Source organism: Tardiphaga sp. P4_G1 (genome assembly GCF_056401215.1).
Genome location: NZ_JBFUJU010000005.1, coordinates 61,185 through 87,165 on the forward strand (window position 1 = coordinate 61,185; position 25,981 = coordinate 87,165).

Consider the following 25,981-nt stretch of genomic DNA (forward strand, 5'->3'; position numbering starts at 1 on the left):
TCAGCCCTTCTGCGAGATGCGCAGCGCCTGCGCGAGGTCATCGATGATGTCATCGGCGGCTTCGATGCCGATGGAGAGACGGATCAGCTCCTCGCCGATGCCGGCGGCCTTGAGCTGCTCGGCGTCCATTTGCTGATGCGTGGTGCTTCCGGGATGAATGACCAGTGTCTTGGCGTCACCGACATTGGCAAGATGGCTGGTCAGCTTCAGCGCTTCGATGAACTTGCGGCCGGCATTGCGGCCGCCCTTGATACCAAACGAGACGATGGAGCCGGCGCCGCGCGGCAGCAGGCGTTTCGCGAGTTGGTAATCCGGATGGTTCTCCAGCGACGGATGTAGCACCCAGTCGACCGCCTTGTTGGCCGTGAGCGCCGCCAGCACCGCATGGGTATTGGCCACATGGCGCTCCATGCGAATGCCCAGCGTTTCGACGCCTTGCAGCAGCTGGAATGCATTGGTCGGCGAGAGACACGCGCCGAAATCGCGCAGGCCCTCGGTGCGGGCGCGCATGATGAAGGCGGCAGCGCCGAACTGCTCGTCGAAGACGATGCCGTGATAGCCGGCATAGGGTTCGGTCAGCTGCGGGAATTTGCCGGATGCGTGCCAGTCGAAGCGGCCGCCATCGACGATGACGCCGCCGATAGCGATGCCGTGGCCGCCGATCCATTTGGTGGCGGAGTTCATCACGATATCGGCGCCGAGTTCGATCGGCCGCGACAGGAACGGCGTCGCGAAAGTATTGTCGATCAGCAGCGGGATCTTTGCGGCGTGGGCGATGTCGGCGACGGCGGGAATGTCGAGCACTTCGAGGCCGGGATTGCCGATGGTCTCGCCGATCACCAGTTTCGTGGTCGGCTTGATCGCTGCCTTGAAGGCGTCGAGATCGCGCGGCTTGACGAAACTCGTGGTGATGCCGAAGCGCGGCAGCGTATGCGCCAGCAAGTTGATGGTGCCGCCATAGAGCGAGGACGACGCCACGATGTGATCGCCGGCATTGAGCAATGTGGCGATGGCGAGGTGCAGCGCCGCCATACCTGATGCCGTGCACACCGCGCCGACGCCATTCTCGAGTGCGGCGAGGCGCTCTTCCAGTACCGCGGTCGTCGGATTGGAAATGCGCGTATAGATGTGGCCGGCACGTTCGAGATTGAATAGCGCAGCAGCGTGATCCGAATCCTGAAACACGTAGGATGTGGTCTGGTAGATCGGCACGGCGCGCGCGCCGGTGATTGCGTCCGGATGCTGGCCGGCATGCAGACTCAGCGTTTCGAAAGCAGGCGGTTTGGGTGCTGGCATGGTCGTTTTATCCCTGGACGCAATTTGCGCCATCTATGGCACGAATCGGATGCGAGTGTGAGTCGGCGATATTTCAACTGATGGAACGAAATGCGGAGCGGCGACTTATAGGAGGTCGATCACGCGGGAGAGTTATCATGAAGAAATTGCTGCTGTGCACTGCGGTTGCGGGTCTCGCGTTTTCATCGGTTGCGGCCGAGGCGAAAGGCTGTATCAAAGGCGCGATCATTGGCGGAATCGCCGGCCACTATGCAGGACATGGCAAGGTCGGCGTCGTTGCGGGGTGCGTGATCGGACGCCACGAGGCCAACAAGGCCGATGCGGAACGGGCGCAGAAGGCGCAGCACCCACAGCCGCCGAACGAGAATGGTCGCATCTAGATCGGCGTTGTTCTCAACGCTGGACGATGTTGCTAAAATTTGATGGACTAGACCGGTTCAGTAGAGCCTCACCCTCATCAGGTTGGGGTTCTTTTCGTCTCTGTACGATACCGGACGAGATTGGGCGTAGACGTGGTGCTGCATCGGGATGTGTTTTGGCTCGGCAAGCAATGGGCCGTTACCGGTTACGGGATTCAGGCTGTCAGCCAGAAATACAATATGAAGTTCGATATCGAGGTGTCGCAGATCTGGAACGAGGATCTGGATGCGTTGATGCGCGATGAGCCATGGTTCGATGCGCAGGATTTTGCACAGGCCGTCGATCGCGCGAGGCAGCGTGCGATGGAATCACCGCTGACGTTCAAGCCACCGCTGAGTGATGAACGATAGCGGCAGCGCATCATTGCAGGATTCAAATTTCAAACAGCCACTGTCCTGAAAACATGCGTTCGCATTCTCGCGGCGCTTGCGCGTCCGAGCTATGAGCATTCCCACCTCGCCCCCTATGAGAGGGCGTGCGGAACGCCGGGTGCCCGTTGCACCCTTGGGCCTGATGCGAATGCGGTCTTCCGCAATTGAGAGTGCATCAGGACTTTCGGAAGGCGCGGGGCAAAGATAGTGCCCGGCGTTCCGCATACGGTGTTTTTTCGGCTTGTCTGCGCTTCGCCGTGGCGATCGATCCGTTGCCACTATTAGTGTCCACGAAGGGACAGGGGGCCTCAGACAGTTGGCCGGACGCGTTTCGATTTGGTCGTCCATTACACTGTCCAGGGAGTCTTTCCATCTCAAACCCGGCCGTCTCCATGCCAGTGGCAGTGCTGGCGCAGATCCGTCCTGCCCGAAGACAGACGTCACCCCCAAACCGCGTAACGCCGCATCTCCGGCGTCCACCGCATCCAGCCCCGCGAACGTGACGATCGCGCTCGCCCCTCTCATCGGGGCCGGACGCGAGGGAATATAATCCAAGAAGGGATGTTGTCAATGGAAGATAGGAAAATATGTTTGGCGCTGTCTTGCCGCTCCAAACTGTCATTCCCCGGCAAACCAATTGGTTTGCCTGAGGGCGGATGCGCGCCGTCGCGCAGACGAACCTCAGCCACTCCAATTGGAGTGGCGGGGAATCTCGACCAGTTCAGCGCAAAACTCTCTGAGATTCCGGGTTCGCGTCCGGCAAGTGCCGGCCGCGCCCCGGAATGACGAGAGTGGGTCGGGAGGCCAAGTTCGCACTCTCGGCTGCGCCGAAACCTCGCCCTCCGACACGCCAATTGGCGTGCCCCGGAATGACGGTGTTGGACCGCCGAAAACTGCGGCTTGCTTCTTTCGCCCTCTGCTGCAATCTGGATGGATCACTGTCAGTCACTCCAATTACGAGATTCCACGGATGAGCCAGCTCAAAGTCCATGTCGGCGACTTCACCTTCGACGCAAAATTCGAGGAGAAGGACGCCCCCAAGACCGTCGCCGCCTTCAAGAAGGCGATGCCGTTCGTCAGCCAGGCGATCCATGTGCGCTGGAGCGGCGAGGGCGTCTGGATGCCGCTTGGCGATCTCGATTTCGGCGTGCCCTATGAGAACCACACGTCGTTCCCGGCGCCGGGCCACATCATCCTGTATCCGGGCGGCATCAGCGAGACCGAGATCCTGCTGGCCTATAGCGGCGTGCATTTCGCCAGCAAGATGGGTCAGCTCGCCGGCAATCATTTCATTACGCTGACCTCGAACCTCGAAAATCTGAAAGAGATGGGCAAGACCGTGCTCTGGAAGGGTGCGCAACCCGTTCGTTTCGAGATGGTCTGATGGCCGGGAGCGACTATCCCCGCGATCTCCGCGGCTACGGCCGCAATCCGCCCGATCCGAAATGGCCGGGTGGCGCGCGCGTGGCGGTGCAGTTCGTCGTCAATTTCGAAGAGGGCGGCGAGAACAACATCCTGCATGGCGATCGGGCCTCGGAGGCGTTCCTGTCCGACGTGCTGGGTGCGCAGCCCTGGCCGGGCCAGCGCCATGCCAATATCGAATCCATGTTCGAATATGGCTCGCGCGCCGGCTTCTGGCGGCTGTGGCGGATGTTCACCGAGCGCAATATGCCGACAACGGTTTTCGGCGTCGCGACAGCGCTGCAACGCAATCCCGAAATCGTCGCCGCGATGCAGGAGGCGAAATGGGATATCGCCAGCCACAGTCTGAAGTGGATCGAGCACAAGGATATGTCGGAGCCCGAGGAGCGCTTCGAGATTGCCGAGGCGATCCGCGTGCATACCGAGGCGACCGGCGCGCGCCCGACCGGCTGGTACACCGGCCGCAGTTCCATCAACACCATTCGTCTGCTGATGGAAGCCGGCGGCTTCAAGTATCTGTGCGATTCCTATGCCGACGATCTGCCGTACTGGATCAAGGGGCCCAGCGAACCGCAGCTCATCATTCCCTATACGCTCGATGCCAATGACATGCGTTTCGTCAATCCGCAGGGTTTTGGTGGCGGCGACGAGTTCTTCACCTACCTGAAGGATTCGTTCGATGTGCTGTATGCCGAAGGCGCGACGTCGCCGAAGATGATGACCGTGGGCCTACATTGCCGCGTCGTCGGGCGGCCCGGACGTGCGGCGTCGCTGATGCGGTTCCTCGATTACATCGCGAGCCACGAGCGCGTTTGGGTGCCGACGCGTCTTGATATCGCCGAGCACTGGCACGCCAATCTGAAACATCTCGCCGCCGACGCCCGTGCCATCGGATAGACCAGGATTGGGATAGACCCTGTCATGACAGAGAAGACGCTCGACGAACTCAACGCCTGCAGCAAAGCGGATTTCGTCGCAGCGCTGGCGAATATCTTCGAATATTCGCCGTGGATTGCGGAGAAGGCCGCGGACAGCCGGCCTTTCGCGGGCGTGAAGCAGTTGTTCGCCGCGATGCGTGGGGTGGTCGAGGAGGCAGCTGCAGGCCAGCGGCTGGCGCTGATCAAGGCGCATCCAGACCTTGCCGATAAAACGCAACGCGGCGATCTCCTGACGGCGGAATCCAATGCCGAGCAGAACAGCGTCGGGCTCGACCGGCTCTCGGAAGCCGAATACGCCGCCTTCGATCGCGTCAACAATGCCTATCGTGCGAAGTTCGGCTTCCCCTATATCGTCTGCGTTCGCCGCCACACCAAGGATTCCATCCTGGCGGATTTCGAGAAGCGGTTGCCCAACGACCCGGCCGCCGAGGTCACCGCATCGGTCGCCGAAATCTGCAAGATCGCGGCATTGCGCACCGATCTGCTGGTCGACGGGCCGGATCGCCTGCAGGTGCATGGCCGGCTCTCGACCCATGTGCTGGATACCCATAGCGGCAGACCTGCGGCCGGGATTTCGGTCGAGCTTGTCGAATTGTCGAAGCTCGGCGTCAGCCGCGTGATTGCGCGCACGCTGACCAATCACGATGGCCGCACCGATGTGCCGCTGATCGGCGGCCGCCCGGTGCCGATCGGACGCTATGAACTGACCTTCAAGGTCGGCAGCTATTTTGCGGAGCGGGGCGTGCCGATGTCCGATCCGCCGTTCCTCGACGAGATCCCGCTGCGCTTTTCGGTCTATGAACCCGAAGGCCATCTCCACGTGCCGTTGCTGGTGACGCCGTGGAGCTATGGGACCTATCGGGGGAGCTAAGGTTTCCTTCTCCCCGCTTGCGGGGAGAAGGTGGCGTCGCGAAGCGACGACGGATGAGGGGGAGCCAGCGAGTAAAACACTGGCTCCCCCTCACCCGACTTCCACGCGCTTCGCGCGTTCCAGTCGACCTCTCCCCGCAAGCGGGGAGAGGATAAGAAAAAAAGACGTCAAGCGGGAGAGACACCATGCGCCACATCATTCGTTCGCTGCTCGTGCTCGGCTGCGCCGTCGCCTCGACGCCCAGCGCCTTCGCCTCCGAAGTCCATGTGATGATCTCCGGCGGCTTCACGGCAGCCTACAAGCAACTGGTGCCGCAATTCGAAAAGGCGACAGGCAACACCGTCGTCACGGCCTATGGGCCGTCGATGGGCGAGACGCCGCAGGCGATCCCGATGCGGCTGGCGCGCGGCGAGCCGGCCGATGTACTGATCATGGTGGGCTATGCGTTGGGTGATCTCGTCAGCAAGGGCAAGGTGATCGCCGACAGCCGCGTCGATCTCGCGGATTCGCCGATCGGAGTGGCGGTGAAGGAGGGCGCGCCGAAGCCGGACCTGTCCTCGGCAGATACGCTGAAGGTGGCGCTGCTGAAGACGCGGACCGTGGCCTATTCAGACAGCGCCAGCGGTGTGTATGTCAGCAAGGAGATGTTCGAGAAGCTCGGCATTGCCGACGCCATGAAGGACAAGGCGCGCAAGATCCCGGCGACGCCGGTGGGCGAGATCGTCGCCCGGGGCGAAGCGGAGATCGGCTTTCAGCAGATCAGCGAATTGAAGCCGGTCAAGGGCATCGAGATCGTCGGCCCGCTGCCGGCGGAGCTGCAGAAGATCACCGTGTTCTCGGCGGGGCTTGCGAGCAATGCGCCGCAGCCTGATGCGGGCAAGGCGCTGATCGCGTTTCTGTCCTCGAAACAGGCCGCGCCTGTGATCGTGGCGAGCGGGCTCGAGCCCAAGGTGAAGTGAGGCGGCTGTTTGCCTTCTCCCCGCTTGCGGGGAGAAGGTGGCGTCGCGAAGCGACGACGGATGAGGGGGACTCTCCACGAGCCGTGGCGTTCGCGGAGAGTCCCCCTCACCCGACGCCCACATGCTTCGCATGCGGACGTCGACCTCTCCCCGCAAGCGGGGAGAGGTTAAGAGGCAAACTAATGCATCGCAGCCGCAGCCACGCCCGCGGCTTCTGCTTTCGCCGTCTCCGCACTGCTGACGCCGTTGAAGAACGCGTTCAGGATCACGGCCACCAGCGCGCAAAGCAGGATGCCCGACTCCAGCAGCGGATGCAGGTTGTGCGGCAGTGCCTTGAAGAAATTCGGCGACACCAGCGGGATCATGCCGAAACCGACGGAGATGGCGACCACGAACAGGTTGCGCTGGTTGGTCTTGAAGTCCACCGCGGTGAGGATGCGTGCGCCGGTGGCCGCGACCATGCCGAACATCACGAGGCCGGCGCCGCCGAGCACGACCTGCGGCACGGACTCTACCAAAGCGGCCATCTTCGGCAGCAGACCGAGCACCAGCATGATGCCGCCGCCGGCAATGGTGACCCAGCGCGAACGCACGCCGGTGACGCCGACAAGGCCGACATTCTGCGAGAACGACGTATAGGGGAAGGTGTTGAAGATGCCGCCGAGGAACGTGCCGACGCCGTCGGCGCGCAGGCCCTTGGTCAGTGCGTCCCTGTCGACCTTCTTGTCGGTCATCTCGCCGAGCGCCAGGAACATGCCGAGGGACTCGATCATCACCACGATCATCACGATGCACATGGTGACGATGGGCACGAGATGGAATTGCGGCATGCCGAAATGGAACGGCAGCACGATATCGACCCAGCCGGCGGTGCCGACCTTGTCGAAATGCATCACGCCGAGCAGGCTGGCGAGGATGGCGCCGGCGATGATGCCGAGCAGCACCGAGACGTTGGACAGAAAGCCGGTGCCCCATTTGATCAAAGCAAGGATCACGACCAGCACGAACAGCGCGATGCCGAGCCCCTGCAACTGGCCGTAAGCCGGATTGGGGAACGTGTGCGGAACGCCATCGATCATCTTTGTGAACATGGGTAGTCCGCCACCAGCCCAGTTGATACCAACGCGCATCAGGGAGATGCCGATCACCATGATGATGGTGCCGGTGACTACCGGTGGAAACAGCGGCAGCAGCCGGCTGATGAAAGGCGCGACAAGGATGCCGAAGATTCCGGCAGCGATGACCGAGCCATAGATGCCGAGCAGGCCGATCTCCGGGGCGGTGGCCATCGACAGCATCGGGCCGACCGAGGCGAAAGTGACGCCCATCATGACAGGCAGGCGGATGCCGACGCCGGGAAAGCCGATACACTGGACCAGGGTCGCCAGGCCGCAGGCGAACAGGTCGGCGGAGATCAGGAAGGCGACGTCCTGCGGCGGCAGCTTCAGGGCGCGGCCGATAATGAGCGGCACCGCCACGGCGCCGGCATACATGACCAGAACATGCTGCAGGCCCAGCGCGAGCAGGCGCGGGGTCGGGAGGACCTCGTCGACGGGATGGACGCTCTCTGTCATTGATCTAGCCCCTTACTTAGGTGATGAAATATCGTGGCATTATGATCGTCAGATACAAACCTCGTGCCAGACGCCGCTGAAAGCCATTTCGCCCCGTTGGTGTGGCGACCGGTGGCACGAAGGTTGCTCGAAAGTGAGCATTGCTCAATATATTGCCCGGCGACCGAAGTTCCCCGGTTGCCACTACAGACTGGAGGTCGTGCGTGCCGCTCATCAAGAACAGATATGGAAAAGGCCGTGTCCGCATCATGCGGATCCACCGCGACGGCGACAAGCAGGATGCCAGTCAGCTCAGCATCAAGGCGATGCTGGAAGGCGATTTCGGCCGCGCCTATACCGACGCCGACAACTCCACCTCGACATCCACGGACACGATCAAGAACATCGTCAATGTGGTGGCGCGGGAGAATACTGCGCTGTCGACCGAAGAGTTCTGCCAGGCATTGGCGAAACGCTATCTCGACCTGTATCCGCAGGCGAGTTCCGTCAGCATCACTGCGCATGAGACCAAGTGGGCCCGGCTGGCTGTCGACGGCGAACTACACCCGCACGCATTCCTGCTCGACAGCAACGGCAAGCCGACCGTCGAGATCCATGCGACGCGCGACGGCATGACCATGAGCTCAGGCCTCGACAACTTCACCTTCATGAAGTCGACGCAATCCGGCTGGGAGAATTACTACACCGACAAATATTCGACGATCCAGCCGACCAGCGACCGTATCTGCGCGACATCGATGGTCGCGTCGTGGAAGTGGTCCGGCAAGCCTGCGAGCTATCCCGCGACCAACAAGACAATTCTGGACACGCTGCTGAAGGAATTCGCGACGACCTATAGTCCGAGCGTGCAGAACAGCCTGTATCGTATGGGCGAGAAGGTCCTGGCCGCCGTGCCGGAGATTTCCGAGATCAGCATGGCCTGTCCGAACATCCACTACATCCTGATGAATCTCTCGGCGTTCGGTCTCGACAATAACAACGACGTGTTCCTGCCAACGGACGAGCCACACGGGCAGATCGAATGCACGGTGGGGCGGGGGTAGTTCGCGGCGAAGACAAGAGCGCCGTTCTTAACCTCTCCCCGCCCTTTGCGGGGAGAGGTCGGATCGCCCTTGCGATCCGGGTGAGGGGCAAGGCGCGATGCTGCGGCAAACTCACGCTAGCGGATCGGATAACATTCAATTCGGCTATTGGAGGTTGATGCAGCCGATCGACCTCAGAGGTTGTCGGCAGGTTTAGCCGTATGCCCGGCCCCTCACCCGCCGCGAAGACGCGGCGACCTCTCCCCGCGCAGAGCGGGGAGAGGTTAAGATCGGCGTTTTGCTCTCATGCCTTCCCAAACTTCTTCTGCAACTCCGGAAAAATCCGATCCGGTTTGAACGGCACCTGCGTAAACCGGATGCCCGTGGCGTCGAACAGCGCGTTGCCCATGGCGGCCGCAACGGGATTATACGGGCTTTCGCTCATCGACTTCGCACCCAATGGCCCGATCGCATCATAGGTGTCGGCGAAATGCACGTCGGTGCGCGGCAGATCGGCGAAGGATGGCAGATGATAGTCGCGGAATTTCGGATTGACGACGCGGCCGCGGTCGTCGATCACCATCTCTTCATAGAGCGTGGCTCCCAATGACTGCGCGACGCCGCCTTCGATCTGGCCGCGGAGTTGCATCGGATTGGCGACGGCGCCAGCGTCCGCAGCCTGCACGCTCTTGAGAACCTTGATCGCGCCGGTCCCCTTGTTCACCGCCACGCGAAATCCCTGGACGTTGAAGGCGACCGAACGGGGGGTGCCGCCCGAAGTTCCAGTGGCGCTTCGTGCGTTGCTGTCCGCCTTCATCGCCTCCATCAGTTTTTGCGCGGCGTCTTGGGTGGCTTTGCCAGCGACGAATGTGCCGGCGCTGCCATAGGCGCCGGTGTCGTGGCCGCCGTTCCGCGTATCGGACTGGCGCAAATGAATCTGCTCGACGCTGCAGCCGAGCGTGGTGGCCGCGATCTGCCGATGCACCGTCGCGGTGCCATTGCCGAATTCGGCGGTGCCGACCGTGAGATCGTAGTCGCCGTCGTCACGTTTGGCGATGACGACTTCGGCGATGTGGCCCTGCGGCGGCACGGTGTCGATCATGGTGAGCGCGATGCCGTCGCCGATCAGCCAGTCGTCATCGAGGTCGTGTTTTGTCTCGACTTGCATCGCGCGCTCGACGAGGTCGAGGCACTGGTCGAGGCCGTAACTTCCGATCAGCACATCGTCGTAGTGCGTGCCGGCGGGCGACAGCATGGCATCGCCGGGCTTGATGACGTTGTACCGGCGGAAATCATACGGGCTGATGCCGAGCTGCTTCGCGAGATCGTCGATGGCGGCTTCCACCGCGAACAGCGTTTGCGGCAGGCCGTAGCCGCGAAACGCGCCTGCCGGCACCGTGTTGGTATAGGCGACCACGGCATCGACCTTCTTGTTGGCGCAGTTATAGACGCCGAGTGATTCACCGCAGGCGTGAAACAGCACCGGGCCCGCATGATTGCCATAGGCGCCGGTGTTGGAGAGCACGTCGAGCTGCAGCGCGGTGAGCTTGCCGTACTTGTCGGCACCGGCCTTGACCGTGACGCGCATCGGATGCCGCGTCGATGTGGCGATGAATTGCTCCTCGCGGGTCAGTTCCCATTTCACCGGGCGGCCGGTCTTGAGTGCGGCCAGCGCGAGAATGTCCTCGACGAACATTTCCTGCTTGCCGCCGAACCCGCCGCCGACGCGTTCGCAGAACACGCGGACCTTGTCAGAGGGAAGGTCATACAATTGAGCCAGTGCGCGGCGTGTCAGGAACGGCGTCTGCGTGCTCGAGCGAATATTGAGGATGCCGTCTGCATCGAGCCAGGCCATGCCGCCATGGGTCTCGAGATGGCCGTGCTGCACGCGTTGCGTGGTGAATGTGCCTTCATAGGTGACGGCCGACGAGGCCAGCGCTGCCGCGACATCGCCGAATTCGCCGTGTGTTTCGGCGATGACGTTGCGTGCCGCATCGCTGACGCGATGGATCGGCGTCTTGTCGGGGTGAATGACCGGCGCACCGGGCGCAATGGCGGCTGCGGGATCGAACACCGCGGGCAGGATGTCATAGACAATGTCGATGCGGCGGCAGGCTTCCTCCGCGATCGCTTCGCTGTCCGCAACCACGGCGGCGACTTTTTGGCCGATGAAGCGCACGGTGTCGTCGAGGATCCGTGTATCCTCGGGATCCATTGCATCGATCTCGTGGCGCGCCGTTGAGAACAACGTGGCCGGAGTATCCGCATGGGTCAGGACCGCATGCACGCCCGGCATCGCCTGCGCGGCTGATGCATCGATCGACACGATGCGGGCATGCGGATGCGGCGAGCGCAGCATCTTGATATGCAGCAGGCCGTCCATGGCGACGTCAAATGTGTAGCGCGCCTTGCCCGTCACCACCTGGGGACCAGCGGGCGCGGGCAGGCTGCGGCCGAAGGCGGTGCCGGGCTCGGCGTCTTGCACATTGGACTTGCCGTCGAGTGCGTCCTCTATCGTGCGATAGCCTGTGCAGCGACACAGATTTCCCTTCAACGACGCTCCGAGATCGGCGCGCTGTGACTGATTGAGCGACGCGCAGGTCACGATCATGCCGGATGTGCAGAAGCCGCACTGGAATCCCTGTGCGTCCAGGAACGCCTGCTGCATCGGATGGATGCCGCCTTCCGACGCGAGACCTTCGATGGTGGTGACGGCATGACCTGCGGCGCGAAATGCCGGGATGATACAGCTATGTACAGGCTCGCCATCGAGCAACACGGTGCAGGCACCGCAGTCGCCGGCATCGCAGCCTTTCTTGACGCCGAAATGGCCGAGTTCGCGCAGGAAGGTGCGCAGGCATTGGCCGGCTTGCGGCTGCTGCGAAAAGCTGTGGCCGTTGATCTCGAAGCTCATGGCCTGAAGCCCTGCAGTTCGGCACGGATTTCTTCCGCGAGCCGCAATGTCATTTGCTTGCGCCAGGCCGGCTTGCCGTGAACGTCATCGTGATAGAGGTTGTCCGGAATCCGGTCGAGGATCGCTTCTTCGAGCGTGTCGGTATCGGGAAGTGTTGGGAGCGCGATACGAACAGGACGCTTCGTCGAAGCCGTGATCGTCAGCCGCAAGCCATCCTCATCAAGGCTTCCTATCAGCAGCGCAGCAGATCGCCCGACCGGCGTCAGCGAGATCTGCCGGAACGCAGAGCGTCGTTTGAAGGCTGCAAGCGGAATGGCAATGCTGCGCAGGAGATCACCCGGCATCAGCACATTGTGCTGATCGCCGGTGACGAAGTTCACCGCGTCGATCGTGTCTACGCTGCCATCGGCCTTCCAGATCGTGCAGATGCCATCGAGCGCGGCGGTGAGCGCGATCATCGGGCCCGCCGGCAGCGACATGCAGAGATTGCCGCCGACCGTTGCCGTCTTCCAGATCTTGAAGGAGGCGAGGAAGGCGCGGCAACATTGATTGATGAGCGGCGATGCGATCCAGTCGGGCGGGCAGGCCAGCGCGTCGAGCTGTGCCACTGTGCAGGTCGCAGCGATCTGTAATTCCTTGTCGGTGACGGTGAGGGCCGGCCATTTGAGATCGGTGAGGTCGATCAGCCGCGTCAGATGGGTCTGTGGTTCGGAGAAAAGCCAGGTGCCCCCGGCGAGCCATGCATCCCCGGCAGTCCATGTCGGTAGCTGTTCCCGCGTCGTGGGGCGGGCAACGGACGTGACCGTATTCAAATCCATAGGGCGGTTATGCTTTCACTCGGCAATGACCCCTTGAAGTATCATTGTGAACCTTGCAAGACCGACGCCAAGTCGCCGACAATTGCAGAACAAATTGAAGTATTCGTGGCTGGTCCCTGAATTGCAAGGTCGGGTCCATGACCGAAGGAGATGAGCCATGTCGGAAACGCAGGCCACATGGATCAAGGACCCCCTCGGCATTTTTGCCGAAGGCGCCGAGCGCGGCATTGTCGTCAGGAATGGCCGGATTGTCGAACTGGTGCCGGCCGGCGGCCAGCCGGCCACGGTGGATATCGCAACTTATGATGCCAGCACCCATGTGGTGCTGCCGGGGCTGATCAATACGCACCATCATTTCTATCAGACGCTCACGCGCGCCTTGCCAGCGGCGCTGGATCGCGAGCTGTTTCCCTGGCTGCAGGCGCTCTATCCGGTCTGGGCGCGGCTGACGCCCGAGAATCTCCATCTCGGTGTCAGCGTGGCGATGGCGGAATTGTTGCTGTCGGGCTGCACGACGACCACCGATCACCACTATGTGTTTCCTGCCGGCCTCGAAGCGTCCGTCGATATCGAAGTCGCGGTGGCGCAGCGGCTCGGCATGCGCGTGCTGCTGACGCGGGGATCGATGAACCGCTCTGTGAAAGACGGCGGTCTGCCCCCGGACAGTGTGGTGCAGGACGAAGACACGATCCTGGCTGATAGCGAGCGCGTGGTGGCGACATTCCATCAGCGCGGCGAAGACGCCATGGTGCAGATCGCGCTGGCGCCGTGCTCGCCTTTCTCGGTAACGACGTCGCTGATGGCAAGCACCGCGGCGCTTGCGGACAAGCTCGATGTCCGGCTGCATACGCATCTTGGCGAGACCGAGGACGAGAACCGCTATTGCGAGGAGATCTATGGCTGCCGTCCGCTGGATTATCTGGAGCAGACCGGCTGGCTGAACAAACGCACATGGCTGGCGCATGGCATCCACTTCAACGCGGGCGAAATGCTGCGGCTCGGCAAGGCAGGCACCACCATCAGTCATTGCTCCTGCAGCAATCAGCTATTGGCCTCTGGCTGCTGTCCGGTCTGCGAAATGGAAGACGCGGGCGTCGGTATCGGCCTCGGTGTCGATGGTTCGGCATCGAATGATGGATCGAATTTGATGCAGGAAGTACGCGCGGCATTTCTGCTGCAGCGGGCGCGCTATGGCGTCGGACGCGTCAGCCACAAGGACGCGCTGCGCTGGGCGACCAAGGGCTCGGCGGCTTGTGTGGGGCGGCCGGAGCTGGGTGAGATCGCGGTCGGCAAAATGGCGGATCTGGCGCTGTTCAAGCTCGACGAGCTGCGCTTCTCCGGCCATGGCGATCCCCTGGCGGCACTCGTGCTGTGCGGCGCGCATCGTGCGGACCGCGTGATGGTGGGCGGCGCATGGCGCGTGATCGACGGCGCGATCCCGGGGCTGGATGTCGGCGATCTGATCCGGCGGCACAGCGCGGCGGCGCGGGCGATGCAGGTGGGGTAGATCACCCTCAGTCGTCATGCCCGGCCAGCGCGAAGCGAGCTTCGCTAGATGTGCCGGGCATCCACGTCTTTAACTTCCAGGCCAGAGAGACGTGGATGGCCGGGACAAGCCCGGCCATGACGGAGTGACTTACTTCCCCGGAATCTTGTCGTCGATACCCTTCACATAGAAGTTCATGCCGAGCACCTGGCCGGGGTCCAGCGCGTCGCCGCCCTTGCATTCCACTTCCTTGCCGTCCTGTCCCAAGATCGGGCATTTGAACGGCTTCAGCGTGCCGGCGATGATGGCGGCTTCGGTGTCCATCGCCATCTTCTTCACGTCATCCGGCATGTTGGTATAGGGCGCCATCACGACCATCTTCTCCTTCAGGCCCGCCCAGGTGTCTTCCGACTTCCAGGTGCCATCGAGGGCCGCCTTGACGCGTTCGACATAATACGGGCCCCAGTTGTTGGTGACCGCAGTGAGCTGCGTCTTCGGACCGAACTTGATCATGTCCGAGTCCTGGCCGAAGGCGAGCGCGCCACGCTCGGAGGCGACCTGCATCGCGGCCGGGCTGTCGGTGTGCTGCATGATCACGTCGGCGCCCTGATCGAGCAGCGCCTTGGCGGCATCGGCTTCCTTGCCGGGATCGAACCAGGTGTTGACCCAGATGATCTTGATCTTGATGTCCGGATTGATCTTCTGCGCCGCGAGCATGGTCGCATTGATGCCCGAGATAACTTCCGGAATCGGGAACGAGCCGATGTAACCCAGCACGCCCTTCTTCGACATCTTGGCGGCGATCAGGCCCTGGATGTAGCGGCCTTCGAAGAAGCGGCCGGAATAGCTCGACATGTTCTTGTCGCGCTTGAAGCCGGTGGCGTGTTCGAACATCACCTTGGGATTGCGCTTGGCGACCTTCAGCGTCGGATCCATATAGCCGAACGACGTGGTGAAGATGAGCTGATTGCCGGCGCGCGCGAGCTGTTCGATGGAGCGCTCGGAGTCCGGGCCTTCGCTGACGTTTTCGAGATAGGTGGTCTCGATCTTGTCGCCGAATTCCTTGACGATCATCTGGCGGCCGACTTCGTGCTGATAGGTCCAGCCGAAATCGCCGACCGGGCCGATATAGACGAAGCCGACCTTCAGCTTGTCGGCGGCGACGGCTGCACCCAATCCGAGGCCGGTGGCCAGCAGTAGGGCGGCGGCTGCAAGTGCTTTCCTGTTCATACGCGTCTCCTGTTTGCGAGATAGTCTTGCGAGAATGTCTTTAGCGGTCGGGCACGAATACCGTGCCCAATGCGGCCGGCGCCGTGGAGCCGCCGCTGCGGGTGCGCGAGATCAGCACCAGCACGACGACGGTTGCGAGATAGGGCAGTGCGGACATTAGTTGCGAGGGCACGCCGACGCCCCAGCCTTGCGCATGCAGTTGCAAGATCGAGACCGCGCCGAACAGATAGGCGCCGATCACGAGGCGCCCCGGCAGCCATGAGGCGAATACCACCAGCGCCAGCGCGATCCAGCCGCGCCCGGCGGTCATGCCGGGGACGAAGAAGGGCGTATAGGCCAGCGGCAGATAGGCGCCGGCGAGGCCTGCGCAGCCGCCGCCGAACATCACGGCGAACATGCGGATCTTGAGCACGGGATAACCGAGCGCATGGGCGGAGACGTGATTGTCGCCGATGGCGCGAAGGACCAGCCCCGCCCGGGTGCGATAGAGGAAGTACGAGATCGCGACGATCAGCGCGATCGAGACATAGACGAAGCCATCCTCGCCGAACAGGATCTTGCCGACGAAGGGGAGCGTGGTCAGGCCGGGAATGTACAGCCGCGGCGCGGTGGCGATACGCTCACCGACGAAGCCGGCGCCGATCAGGCCGGAGACGCCGATGCCCAGGATTGTGAGCGCGAGACCCGTGGCGACCTGATTGACGGCGAGGCCGAGCGTCATCAGTGCAAACACCAGCGATAGCGCGACGCCGGCGAGAATGCCGCACAGCGCTCCGATGAATGTCGAGCCGGTGGCCCAGGCGCCGGCAAAGCCGCAGGCGGCACCGACGATCATCATGCCTTCGACGCCGAGATTGAGCACGCCGGCGCGCTCCACCAGTAGCTCGCCGGAGGCGGCGAGCAGCAGCGGTGTCGACGCCGCGAGTACGGCAAGGATGATGGCTTCAAGCAGCTCCATCGGCGACCTTCCGCTGCGGCATGATGAGCTTGATCCGGTACAGGATCAGGCTGTCGCAGGCGAGCACATAGAACAGCAGGATGCCCTGAAACACCTTGGTGATATCGAGTGGGATCTTCATGGCGATCTGCGCTTGCTCCCCGCCGATAAATGTCAGCGCCAGGAAAAGCCCTGCAATTAGTATTCCAACCGGGTTGAGCCGTCCGAGAAATGCAACGATGATCGCCGTGAAACCATAGCCGGGCGAGATGCCGGGCTGCAGATGACCGACGGGGCCGGCGACCTCGATGATCCCCGCGAGGCCGGCCAGCGCGCCGGATATCGCGAAAGTCAGCAGCACCAGCTGGTTCGACGAGAAGCCGCCGAAGCGCGCCGCGCGGGGCGCTGCGCCAACCACACGAATTTCAAAACCCTTGATAGTGCGGCCGAGCAGGACAGCAGCGGCAATAACGATCACCAGTGCGATGACCGCGCCGAGATGCAGCCGTCCACCCTCGAACAGCAGGGGCACGGTGGCGACCGGATCGAATTCGGCCGTGGTCGGGAAGTTGAACCCTTTGGGATCGCGCCATGGGCCGCGGACGAGATAATCCAGCAGCAGGTCGGCCACATAGACCAGCATCAGACTGACCAGAATTTCGCTGGCGCCGAAGCGCACCTTGCAGAAGGCCGGGATCAACGCATAGAGCGCGCCCGCGATGGCACCGAGCAGCAGCATCGCCGGCAAGACCCAGACGCCGGCATCGGTGCCGTTGGTCTTCACCGCAAGCCAACTGCCCGCCACGGCACCGACGAGGAACTGTCCCTCCGCGCCGATATTCCAGACATTGGCGAGGTAACAAAGCGACAGGCCAATGGCGATCATCACCAGCGGCGCCGCCTTCACCGCAAGCTCCTGCAGCGAATAGGCGTCGGTCAGCGGCGTGATGAAATAGACGTTGAGCGCGGCGATCGGATTCTTGCCGATGATCATGAACAGGATGCTCATGGTCACGATGGTCAGCCCGATGGCGATAACAGGCGATACCAGCGCGATGATGGTCGATCGCTCCGCGCGCTTCTCAAGCACCAACTGCATCGGGCACGTCCTTTGGCGTGAGTGCGCTGCCGCCCATCAGCAAGCCCAGCGTTTCCCTGTCGGCATCCGCCGTCATTAACGGCTCGGACAGACGACCGTGGAACATCACAGCGATGCGGTCGGCAATGTCAGCGAGTTCGTCAAGGTCCTGGCTGGTAACGAGGATGGCCGCACCTGCCGCTGCAAGATCGAGCAGCGCCTGACGGATGACGGCGGCAGCGCCGGCATCGACGCCCCATGTCGGCTGGCTGACCACGAGCACGATGGGGTTGCGCAGGATCTCGCGGCCGACGATGAATTTCTGCAGGTTGCCGCCGGAAAGGCTGGCGGCTTCCGGATCGCGTTTGGCCTTGCGGACGTCGAAACTCGCGGTGGCGCGGTCGACGGTCGCGAGCGTCGCCGCCGTATTGATGAAACCGTTCTGCACCATGCCTGACGCGGCATGGCCGGTGAGCAGCGCGTTTTCCGACAATCTCATGCGCGGCGCGGTGCCGTGACCGAGGCGTTCCTCGGGCACGAAGGCCGCGCCGAGCTTGCGGCGCGCGGTGATCGACAGATGTCCGGCGGCGTGACCGTCGATGACGATGGTGCCGGGATCCTTGGCGAGACGCTCGCCGGAGAGCGCCGCGAAGAACTCGTCCTGGCCGTTGCCAGCGACGCCGGCGATCCCCAGGATCTCGCCGCCCTTCAGCTCCAGCGAGATGTTTTTCAGATGCACGCCATGTGGTTCGTCGGGCGCGAGGCTGAGATCGTTGACCACGAGCCGCGGCACGGTGGTTTGCCTGTTGGCGGCGGCTTTCACCTGCTTGATCTCGGTGCCGACCATCATGCGCGCTAGCGACGCGGCAGTTTCTTCGCGCGGCAGGCAGGTCGAGATCTTCTTGCCGCCGCGCAGGATGGTGGCGGTGTCGCAGAGCCGCTTCACCTCGTCGAGCTTGTGGCTGATGTAAAGGATCGCGCGGCCTTCCGACTTCAGGCGCTCCAGCACGACGAAGAGCTGATCAGCCTCCTGCGGCGTCAGCACGGCGGTGGGCTCGTCGAGGATCAGGAATTTCGGATTCTGCATCAGCACGCGCACGATCTCGATGCGCTGACGTTCGCCGACCGAGAGTTGCCAGACCTCGCGCTTGGGATCGAGCGGCAAGCCATATTGCTGCGACACCTGTTCGAGCCGCGCCGACATCGCTTTGAAGGATTCCTTGCCGTCGAGACCGAGCGCAACGTTCTCGGCGACAGTGAGATTGTCGAACAGCGAGAAATGCTGGAACACCATGCCGATGCCGCGCGCGCGCGCATCATGCGGGCCGGCGAGCACCATCTTCTCGCCCTGCCACAGCATCTCGCCTTCGCTCGGCTGGATCAGGCCGTAAATGGTTTTGACGAGTGTGGATTTGCCGGCGCCGTTCTCGCCGAGCAGCGCGTGAATTTCCTGCGGACGGATCGCGATGTCGATGGCGTCATTGGCGAGGAAACTGCCATAGCGCTTGGTCAGACCGATGGTCTGCAGCAGCGCCGCCCCCGAACGCGCGTGTCCCGATCCCGAATCCAACATTCGCTACTCACGCGTGAAAAGGAGGTTTGCGGCAAGTGTGTGCCGGATTGGAATGCAGCGTAAATCTCGAATAAGCGCCAGCGTCTGCCTTATTTTTGGACTGGATCGCTTTCTTGGGCGATTCCTGTCTACGCAATCGCGTGAGGCTCGGGCTTTTCATTGATTGAATGACGTTTATTCGACTTTCGCATTGTATACTTGGTCTGAAGTGTTGCAGTTCTGGTACATGTGCAACGAATTCGAGATCCGGATTTTCTCGTGTGTTGAGAAGTTGGGCAGTGATTTTCTTGCGGTGCAAACACGAAATCACAGTGTGAATTCACCATCGGAGCTTCGTTCGGAAACCTGCGACAGAACGTCGCAAAATACCAATCTTTACAGTCTCTAAGCGCGTGTCTTACACGCGCTCGCATGGTGTCATTTCACCATCCCGAAAACACGATGCTTCAAGCATAAAATACTGATTTCACTGGGCATCCCTGATGAAATCCGTGGCAACTATTGGAAAAAGTTGAGGCTTCTCACCCGGACTGATTGCAACAACTCTCTCGCGAGAGGCACGCAATCATTGTCAACAGGTGGGGGTAATTCCAATGGCCAATCGTTTCCGCGCAATTGCAGCCGCGACGTTGCTGTCGCTAACAGCCATGGTGCCGACAGGCTCGGCAGGCGCCGCCGACATGGCGGCCATGCCGGTCAAGGCAAAGCCGATCCCGGATCTGCCGTTCTTCCTGCTGATCGATAACCGTTTCACCTATGCCTATCAGTGGGGAGCGGTCGATCCCGGCGTCACCGCCAAGACCACGAAGCAGGTCTTCGCCTTCACGCACTTCGACGTGTGGACCTACGGTACCAACTTCTTCAACATCGGCCTCGAAAAGGCGGGCAAGAGCAGCCCGGCGAATCCCTGCGCCGATCCGCTGCGTCCGATCACGGGCTGCGAAGGCGCAACAGAAATCTACGGCCTCATCCGTAGCACGATCGGCTTCAACGAGGTCTTCAACACCAAGGCCTTCTCGATGGGCCCGCTGCGCAACGTGTCGTTCGTCATCGGTGCGGATGGCAGCACTGAAAACCGGTTCTTCTCCGCATCCAAGCGCGACGTCGTGACCGGTCTGCAATTCGCTTTCGACCTGCCTTACAAGGGCTTCTTCAACGTCAATCCGTTGTTCTACTACGAATTCGCCAATCGCAGCACGTTCACGCAGTGCGGCTATGCCGGCGCTCCCGGCCAGATTCCCGGCGTCTCCTGTAACATCGACGGCAACCGCCAGTTCAACCCGACCTGGGCCGTCGAACTCAACTACTACATGGATCTCGGCTTCCTGCCCCCGAGCATGGACTATTTCGCGATCAGCGGCCGGGCCGGCTTCTACGGGCCGAAAGGTTCGGAGAACGGCCAGATCATCGGCACGGCAACCAAGATGGAGATCAACGCCGAACCGATCCGTCTGACCTTCGACGCCAGCAAGGCGATCTGGGGACCGAAATACACCCACAATGTCGACGTGTGGGTGGCCTATCGGCTCTGGCGGAACAAGTTCGGCTTGGATGAGAATGCCAGCCTGCCGTGCACCACGTTTGCGCCGGGATCGTGCCGCGAGGACTCGCTCTATTCCGGCGTCACCGTCAAGTTTTGATCTGAGCTGACATCAATACGAAAACGACGCTGCGTGAATCGCGGCGTCGTTTTCATGTCGACATGACTAGCCCTGTTGTGCCCAGAAATTTTCGTGTTGCGCAGCTGCCTCGTCTTCCAGCAGTGGTCCGACGACCTCGATGTTCTTCTGTCCTGCTGCAAACACGTCGCGGCAAGGCAGATCCAGTGTGGGATTTTCCGGATGGTCGCCGGTGATCGCCTTGAGTCTTGCTTCGCCGAGCCCATAAACCAGCCGTCCAATGCCAACCCAATAGATCGCGCCGGCGCACATGGCGCAGGGTTCTGCCGACGAATACAGCGTGAAGGTCTTCAGCTCGGTCTCGTCATAGGCAATCGAGGCTTCGCTGCACAGCAGCCGCTCTGCATGGGCGGTGCCGTCATGAGAGGGCATGAAGGCGTTACCGGCTTCCATCAGAACCTTGCCGTGCGCATCGACCAGGATCGCGCCGAATGGATGGTTGCCGGACTCCATAGCGCGCCGGGCGGCATCGAACGACAATCTGAGAAACGCCTCGTGGCGGTCCGCCTGGTCTGGTTCGCTCATGGTTGCTCCTGTCACCTGACCGTCTAACCTGCAGGTCCCGGCGGCCTCGCGGCGGGATTCGCCATGGCCTCCCAACCGCATTAGGATTTGTCGAACGGATGTTTCAACCGGCATCCGGGCCTGCAGCCCAAGTTAAAGAAGCATGATTGCGATGGAAGAGAAAGTCGTCGGAGCTTCCGGCCAATTGCTCGGCGGCGAGATCGTCGAACGCATCAACGCGCTGGCTGCTATTTCGGAAGCGCCGGACAACATCACGCGAATATTCCTTACACCGGAACATCGTGCTGCCGCCGAACTGATCATCGGCTGGATGCAGGCAGCCGGCATGCGGGCGCGTATCGATGCGATCGGCAATGTCTGCGGACGCTATGAAGGCGACCGGCCCGGTCTGCCGTGCCTGATGCTCGGCTCCCATTACGACACCGTGCGCGATGCCGGCCGCTGGGACGGACCGCTCGGGGTCATCACGGCAATTTCCTGCGTCGGTGATCTCAATCGCCGTGGCGCGCGCCTGCCATTCGCCGTCGAGATCGCCGCCTTTGCCGATGAGGAGGGCGTGCGCTTCGCCTCGACGCTGCTCGGCAGCCGTGCGGTGGCCGGGACTTTTGTCGATAGCGTGCTCGGCGGCCGCGACAAAACGGGTATCTCGATGCGCGAGGCGATGATCACCTTCGGCCTCGATCCCGATCACGTCGGCGCCGCAGCGCGCGCGCCCGGCGAATTGCTGGCCTATCTCGAATTGCATATCGAGCAGGGGCCCGTGCTTGAAGCGCAGAAGCTGCCGGTGGGGGTCGTGACTGCCATTTCGGGTGCGACGCGTCTCGCAGTCGAATTGCACGGCATGGCCGGTCATGCCGGCACGGTACCCATGGCGATGCGGCGCGATGCACTGGTGGGCGCCGCCGAATGTATAGTTGCGATCGAGGAGTTCTGCCAGTCGGACCGCGGCGGTCTTGTCGGCACCGTCGGCTATATCAACGCGATGCCGGGCGCGACCAATGTGATCCCGGGTCTGGTGTCGTTCACCATGGATATCCGGTCGCCAAAGGATTCCTATCGCAAGCTCGCCATCACCGACATGGTGCGCGAGATCGAGTCGATCGCCAAAGCGCGCAAGCTCGATCTGCAGATCAACATCACCCATGAGAATCGCACGGTGCCGTGTGCGCCCTGGCTGCAGAAGCAGATCGCCGATGCAATTACTGCCGAGGGCTATCGCGCGTTCGAGCTGCCGAGCGGGGCCGGCCATGACGGCATGGCGATGACCGATATTGCCGATGTGGCGATGCTGTTCGTGCGCTGTCGCGGCGGGATCAGCCACAATCCTGCCGAGCATGTGGACGATGCGGATGTCGAGGTCGGTGCGCGCGTGTTGTTGCGCGTGATCGAGAATTTTAAGCCGAAGGCCTGATGCGATGGCAGATTTCCACGGCGTGTTTCCCTATCTCGTCTCGCCTGCTGACGACGAGGGGCGTATCCGCACCGATGTGCTGGGCCGCCTGTGCGGCGATCTCATCGGCGCGGGCGTGCATGGTCTGACGCCGCTCGGCTCGACCGGCGAATTCGCCTATCTCAATCGCGAGCAGCGCAGGACGGTGGTGCAGGCCACGATCGATGCGGCAGGCGGGCGCGTGCCGGTGGTGGCAGGCGTGGCATCGACCTCGACGGTCGATGCGGTGGCGCAGGCGAAGTCGTATCAGAAGCTCGGCGCCACCGGCATCCTGGCTATTCTCGAAGCGTATTTCCCGCTCAAGGATGCGCAGATCGAATCCTACTTCCGCGCCATCGCCGATGCCGTCGATATTCCCGTGGTGATCTACACCAATCCGCAATTCCAGCGTTCGGATCTGACGCTCGACGTCGTGGCGCGGCTCGCCGAGCATCCGCGCATCCAGTATATCAAGGATGCCTCCACCAATACCGGCCGGCTGTTGTCGATCATCAACCGCTGCGGCGACAAACTGAAAGTGTTCGCCGCCTCGGCGCATATTCCGTCAGCCGTCATGCTGATCGGCGGCGTCGGCTGGATGGCGGGCCCGGCCTGCGTCGTGCCGAAGCAGAGCGTCGAACTCTACAATCTCTGCAAGGCGCATCGCTGGGACGAGGCCATGGTCTTGCAGCGGCGGATGTGGCGGCTCAACGAGGCCTTCGCGCGCTATAATCTGGCCGCCTGCATCAAGACGGGCCTCGCGATCCAGGGCTATGAGGTCGGCGACCCCGTGGCCCCGCAGCCGGCTTTGACCGCGGACGAGCGCAAGGTGATCGAGGCCGTTTTGCGGGATGTCGGCTGATCGATGTCGTTGCCGCCAGACGCGCAAACGAGCAGCGCTCATGCACATTCTGTCGCTCAGCCTTGTGCGGCTGGCCTGTTGGCTCACGCGGTCTTTCTGGGCTAGAAACCATACAGCCCGCCCGTAAGGCTCGCCATTGAAGGACGTCTGATGAACATTCTGCCCGGCAATCTGCGCTTCGGCGCCGGTCTTTCTCCCAAGCGCCTTGAAGATCAAAGACTTCTCACCGGGCAGGGCAAATTCATCGACGACAAGCCGGAAGACGGCGCGCTGTGGCTGCATCTGCTGCGCTCGCCGCATGCCCATGCGAAGATCACCGCGATTGACGTGGCCGCCGCCAAGGCGATGCCCGGTGTCGAGGCGATCTATACCGGCGCGGATCTCGTGGCCGACGATGTCGGCACGCTGCCGACGCTGCCGATCTTCAAGCGTCCCGACGGCTCGGCGGCGACCTTTCCGCCGCGCCGGCTGCTCGCGCATGAAGTCGTGCGGTTCGCTGGCGAAGCGGTGGCGGCAATCGTCGCTACGTCGCGCGCTGCTGCCCAGCTCGCGGCCGAGGCGATCGACATCAGCTATGATGTTCTGCCGGCGGTGGTCGATCCCGTCGAGGCGATGAAGCCCGGTGCGGCGGTGGTCTGGCCGGATGCACCGGACAATATTGTCGCGGCCACCAGCTATGGCGATCCTGCCAAGGTGGAGGCTGCTTTTGCCGCTGCCAAGCATACGGTGTCGCTGGACATCGTGAGTCAACGTCTCGTGCCATCGGCCATGGAGCCGCGCTCGACCATCGCTGAAGTCGACAAGAAGTCCGGCAAGCTGACCCTGTACGTGCAATCGCAGACCCCGGCATCGACCCGCGATATCCTTGCCGACGCGGTGCTCAAGCGTCCGAAGGAATCGATCCGCGTGGTGGTGGGCGATATCGGCGGCGGGTTCGGTCAGAAGACGAGCCTGTATCCCGAAGACGGTGTCGTCGCCTATGTGGCTGTGAAGCTCAACAAGACGATCCGCTGGCGCGGCGATCGCACCGATGAATTCGTCGGCGGGACTCATGGCCGCGATCTGACCTCGACGGCAGAGCTCGCGCTCGATGCCAAGGGTCGGATCTTGGCCTATCGCGTCCGTTCGATCGGCGGCACCGGTGCCTATATGTCGGCCACCGCTGTCATCATTCCGCTGGTGCTGGGGCCGTTCGTGCAGACCGGCGTCTACGACCTGCAGAACGTGCATTACGACATCAAGGCGGTCATCACGAACACCGCACCCGTGGGCGCCTATCGTGGTGCCGGGCGTCCGGAAGCCGTTTTCATCATCGAGCGTTTGATGGACGCCGCCGCACGGCAGATGGGCATGGACCCGCGCGCGATCCGCAAGGTCAACTACATCAAGCCGACGCAATTTCCCTATAAGAACGCCGTTGGCCAGACCTATGACAGTGGCGCCTTCGCGCACATGCTCGACCGTGCCACCGAACTGTCGGATTGGGACGGCTTCGCCGCGCGCAAGAAGGCGGCGAAGAAGAAGGGTCTGCTCTACGGCCGCGGGCTCACCAGCTATATCGAATGGACCGGCGGTCCGGGCACCACGGAGAAGGTTCGCCTGCGCGCCATGGCCAATGGCCGCGTCATCCTGCATTCCGGCACCATGGCGATGGGGCAGGGCCTGCAGACCGCCTATTCGCAGCTCGTCTCTGAAGCCCTTGGCATTGGCATCGACAAGATCGATGTGATCCAGGGCGATACCGACGTCATCGTCGGCATGGGCAGTGTCGGTTCGCGTTCGCTGTTCGTTGGCGGCACTGCCGCGGTGGTGTCGGCCGCCGACATGATCGCCAAGGCGCGCGAGAAGGCGGCCAACATGCTCGAAGCCTCGGTGGAGGACATCGAGTATTCCGGAGGTTTCCTCACCGTCGTCGGTACCGACAAGCGCGTTGGCCTGTTCGAGATCGCGAAAGCCGAAGACGGCGAACAGCTCAGCGTCGAGTCGACCGGCGTGGCGGACGGCCCGACCTGGCCGAACGGAACGCATATCTGCGAGGTCGAGATCGATCCGGAGACCGGCATCACCAATGTCGTTCGCTACACCACGGTCGACGATGTCGGCGTGGCGGTGAATCCGATGCTGGTGACCGGCCAGATCCACGGCGGCGTGGCGCAGGGCATCGGCCAAGCGCTGTTCGAGAACGTTCATTACGACGAGGATGGCCAGCTCATCACCGCCAGCTATCAGGATTACTGCATTCCGCGCGCGGGTGACCTGCCACCTCTGTCAGTGACATTGGATGGTTCGGCACCCTGCGTCACCAACCCGATCGGCTCGAAGGGCTGCGGAGAATCCGGCGCGATCGGTGGTCCGCCCTGCATCGTCAATGGCGTGCTGGATGCGCTGCAACCACTGGGCATCACGCAGCTCAATACGCCGCTGTCGCCCATCAAGGTATGGGAAGCGATCAGGAGCGCAAGCGCAGCGCATGGCTGAGACCCTGCAGGATGGGTAGAGCGTCGTCGCGAAACCCATCATGATCGGGTTCTATGCGATGGGTTTCGCTTCGCTCGACCCATCCTGCGGATAACAAGA

21 protein-coding genes are annotated in these 25,981 nt (G+C 62.3%); 12 read left to right on the top strand and 9 right to left on the bottom strand.

Annotated features, from left to right (window positions below; translation table 11 throughout):
• Positions 1-1,296 (bottom strand): O-acetylhomoserine aminocarboxypropyltransferase, encoded by a 1,296-nt coding sequence (locus AC1DUY_RS13005; protein WP_478114743.1) that lies wholly within the window; start codon positions 1,294-1,296, stop codon positions 1-3.
• 137 nt (positions 1,297-1,433) lie between these two features.
• Between AC1DUY_RS13005 and AC1DUY_RS13010 the strand changes: the two genes are divergently transcribed.
• The 6 genes from AC1DUY_RS13010 to AC1DUY_RS13035 all read left to right on the top strand — a co-directional run bounded on the left by AC1DUY_RS13010 (position 1,434) and on the right by AC1DUY_RS13035 (position 6,277).
• Complete coding sequence (locus AC1DUY_RS13010) at positions 1,434-1,676, top strand: hypothetical protein (RefSeq protein ID WP_068734329.1); 243 nt, start codon at positions 1,434-1,436, stop codon at positions 1,674-1,676.
• A gap of 120 nt (positions 1,677-1,796) precedes the next feature.
• The gene (locus tag AC1DUY_RS13015) at positions 1,797-2,066 is read left to right on the top strand and encodes a hypothetical protein (protein WP_478114745.1); all 270 of its coding nucleotides are present in this window, start codon (positions 1,797-1,799) and stop codon (positions 2,064-2,066) included.
• A 991-nt stretch (positions 2,067-3,057) separates the two neighbouring features.
• Positions 3,058-3,471 (top strand): DUF3830 family protein, encoded by a 414-nt coding sequence (locus AC1DUY_RS13020; RefSeq protein WP_068735441.1) that lies wholly within the window; start codon positions 3,058-3,060, stop codon positions 3,469-3,471.
• The gene (gene puuE, locus AC1DUY_RS13025) at positions 3,471-4,406 is read left to right on the top strand and encodes an allantoinase PuuE (protein WP_478114748.1); all 936 of its coding nucleotides are present in this window, start codon (positions 3,471-3,473) and stop codon (positions 4,404-4,406) included. The genes AC1DUY_RS13020 and puuE overlap by 1 nt, the downstream gene beginning before the upstream one ends.
• A gap of 24 nt (positions 4,407-4,430) precedes the next feature.
• On the top strand, positions 4,431-5,318 hold the full coding sequence (gene uraD, locus AC1DUY_RS13030) for a 2-oxo-4-hydroxy-4-carboxy-5-ureidoimidazoline decarboxylase (protein WP_089265269.1): 888 nt from the start codon (positions 4,431-4,433) through the stop codon (positions 5,316-5,318).
• A 185-nt stretch (positions 5,319-5,503) separates the two neighbouring features.
• Positions 5,504-6,277 carry a substrate-binding domain-containing protein gene (locus AC1DUY_RS13035; RefSeq protein ID WP_478114750.1) on the top strand — a complete coding sequence of 258 codons (774 nt, stop codon included), beginning with the start codon at positions 5,504-5,506 and terminating at the stop codon, positions 6,275-6,277.
• Between the two features lie 179 nt (positions 6,278-6,456).
• On the opposite strand, the gene AC1DUY_RS13040 is transcribed toward AC1DUY_RS13035, so the two are convergent.
• The gene (locus AC1DUY_RS13040) at positions 6,457-7,851 is read right to left on the bottom strand and encodes a nucleobase:cation symporter-2 family protein (protein WP_478114752.1); all 1,395 of its coding nucleotides are present in this window, start codon (positions 7,849-7,851) and stop codon (positions 6,457-6,459) included.
• 203 nt (positions 7,852-8,054) lie between these two features.
• On the opposite strand from AC1DUY_RS13040, the gene pucL reads away from it, so the two are divergent.
• Complete coding sequence (gene pucL / locus AC1DUY_RS13045; RefSeq protein WP_478114754.1) at positions 8,055-8,894, top strand: factor-independent urate hydroxylase; 840 nt, start codon at positions 8,055-8,057, stop codon at positions 8,892-8,894.
• Between the two features lie 283 nt (positions 8,895-9,177).
• Here pucL and AC1DUY_RS13050 read toward each other — a convergent pair whose 3' ends face one another.
• Both AC1DUY_RS13050 and AC1DUY_RS13055 read right to left on the bottom strand, forming a co-directional pair.
• Positions 9,178-11,787 carry a molybdopterin-dependent oxidoreductase gene (locus tag AC1DUY_RS13050; protein ID WP_478114756.1) on the bottom strand — a complete coding sequence of 870 codons (2,610 nt, stop codon included), beginning with the start codon at positions 11,785-11,787 and terminating at the stop codon, positions 9,178-9,180.
• Complete coding sequence (locus AC1DUY_RS13055; RefSeq protein WP_478114758.1) at positions 11,784-12,605, bottom strand: FAD binding domain-containing protein; 822 nt, start codon at positions 12,603-12,605, stop codon at positions 11,784-11,786. The genes AC1DUY_RS13050 and AC1DUY_RS13055 overlap by 4 nt, the downstream gene beginning before the upstream one ends.
• Before the next feature lie 157 nt (positions 12,606-12,762).
• Here AC1DUY_RS13055 and AC1DUY_RS13060 point away from each other — a divergent pair, with 157 nt between their 5' ends.
• On the top strand, positions 12,763-14,112 hold the full coding sequence (locus tag AC1DUY_RS13060) for an 8-oxoguanine deaminase (protein ID WP_478114760.1): 1,350 nt from the start codon (positions 12,763-12,765) through the stop codon (positions 14,110-14,112).
• A gap of 129 nt (positions 14,113-14,241) precedes the next feature.
• Here AC1DUY_RS13060 and AC1DUY_RS13065 read toward each other — a convergent pair whose 3' ends face one another.
• From AC1DUY_RS13065 to AC1DUY_RS13080, 4 genes are read right to left on the bottom strand one after another with little or no spacing between them, the layout of a single operon-like run.
• Positions 14,242-15,321, bottom strand: coding sequence for a BMP family ABC transporter substrate-binding protein (locus tag AC1DUY_RS13065; protein WP_089265262.1), 1,080 nt, complete (start codon positions 15,319-15,321; stop codon positions 14,242-14,244).
• A 40-nt stretch (positions 15,322-15,361) separates the two neighbouring features.
• Positions 15,362-16,279, bottom strand: coding sequence for an ABC transporter permease (locus AC1DUY_RS13070; protein WP_478114762.1), 918 nt, complete (start codon positions 16,277-16,279; stop codon positions 15,362-15,364).
• Positions 16,266-17,357 carry an ABC transporter permease gene (locus tag AC1DUY_RS13075; RefSeq protein ID WP_478114764.1) on the bottom strand — a complete coding sequence of 364 codons (1,092 nt, stop codon included), beginning with the start codon at positions 17,355-17,357 and terminating at the stop codon, positions 16,266-16,268. The genes AC1DUY_RS13070 and AC1DUY_RS13075 overlap by 14 nt, the downstream gene beginning before the upstream one ends.
• Positions 17,341-18,909, bottom strand: a complete 1,569-nt coding sequence (locus AC1DUY_RS13080) for an ABC transporter ATP-binding protein (RefSeq protein WP_478114766.1) — start codon at positions 18,907-18,909, stop codon at positions 17,341-17,343. The genes AC1DUY_RS13075 and AC1DUY_RS13080 overlap by 17 nt, the downstream gene beginning before the upstream one ends.
• 593 nt (positions 18,910-19,502) lie before the next feature.
• On the opposite strand from AC1DUY_RS13080, the gene AC1DUY_RS13085 reads away from it, so the two are divergent.
• Positions 19,503-20,549, top strand: coding sequence for a hypothetical protein (locus AC1DUY_RS13085; RefSeq protein ID WP_089265258.1), 1,047 nt, complete (start codon positions 19,503-19,505; stop codon positions 20,547-20,549).
• 66 nt (positions 20,550-20,615) lie between these two features.
• Here AC1DUY_RS13085 and AC1DUY_RS13090 read toward each other — a convergent pair whose 3' ends face one another.
• On the bottom strand, positions 20,616-21,113 hold the full coding sequence (locus AC1DUY_RS13090; protein WP_478114768.1) for a nucleoside deaminase: 498 nt from the start codon (positions 21,111-21,113) through the stop codon (positions 20,616-20,618).
• Positions 21,114-21,264: 151 nt separating this feature from the next.
• On the opposite strand from AC1DUY_RS13090, the gene AC1DUY_RS13095 reads away from it, so the two are divergent.
• The 3 genes from AC1DUY_RS13095 to AC1DUY_RS13105 all read left to right on the top strand — a co-directional run bounded on the left by AC1DUY_RS13095 (position 21,265) and on the right by AC1DUY_RS13105 (position 25,882).
• Entirely contained in the window at positions 21,265-22,524 is a 1,260-nt protein-coding gene (locus tag AC1DUY_RS13095; RefSeq protein WP_478114770.1) for an allantoate amidohydrolase, read from the top strand.
• A 4-nt stretch (positions 22,525-22,528) separates the two neighbouring features.
• Entirely contained in the window at positions 22,529-23,404 is an 876-nt protein-coding gene (locus tag AC1DUY_RS13100) for a dihydrodipicolinate synthase family protein (RefSeq protein WP_439064539.1), read from the top strand.
• 150 nt (positions 23,405-23,554) lie between these two features.
• Positions 23,555-25,882 (top strand): xanthine dehydrogenase family protein molybdopterin-binding subunit, encoded by a 2,328-nt coding sequence (locus tag AC1DUY_RS13105; protein WP_478114773.1) that lies wholly within the window; start codon positions 23,555-23,557, stop codon positions 25,880-25,882.
• The last annotated feature ends 99 nt before the right edge of the window (positions 25,883-25,981 follow it).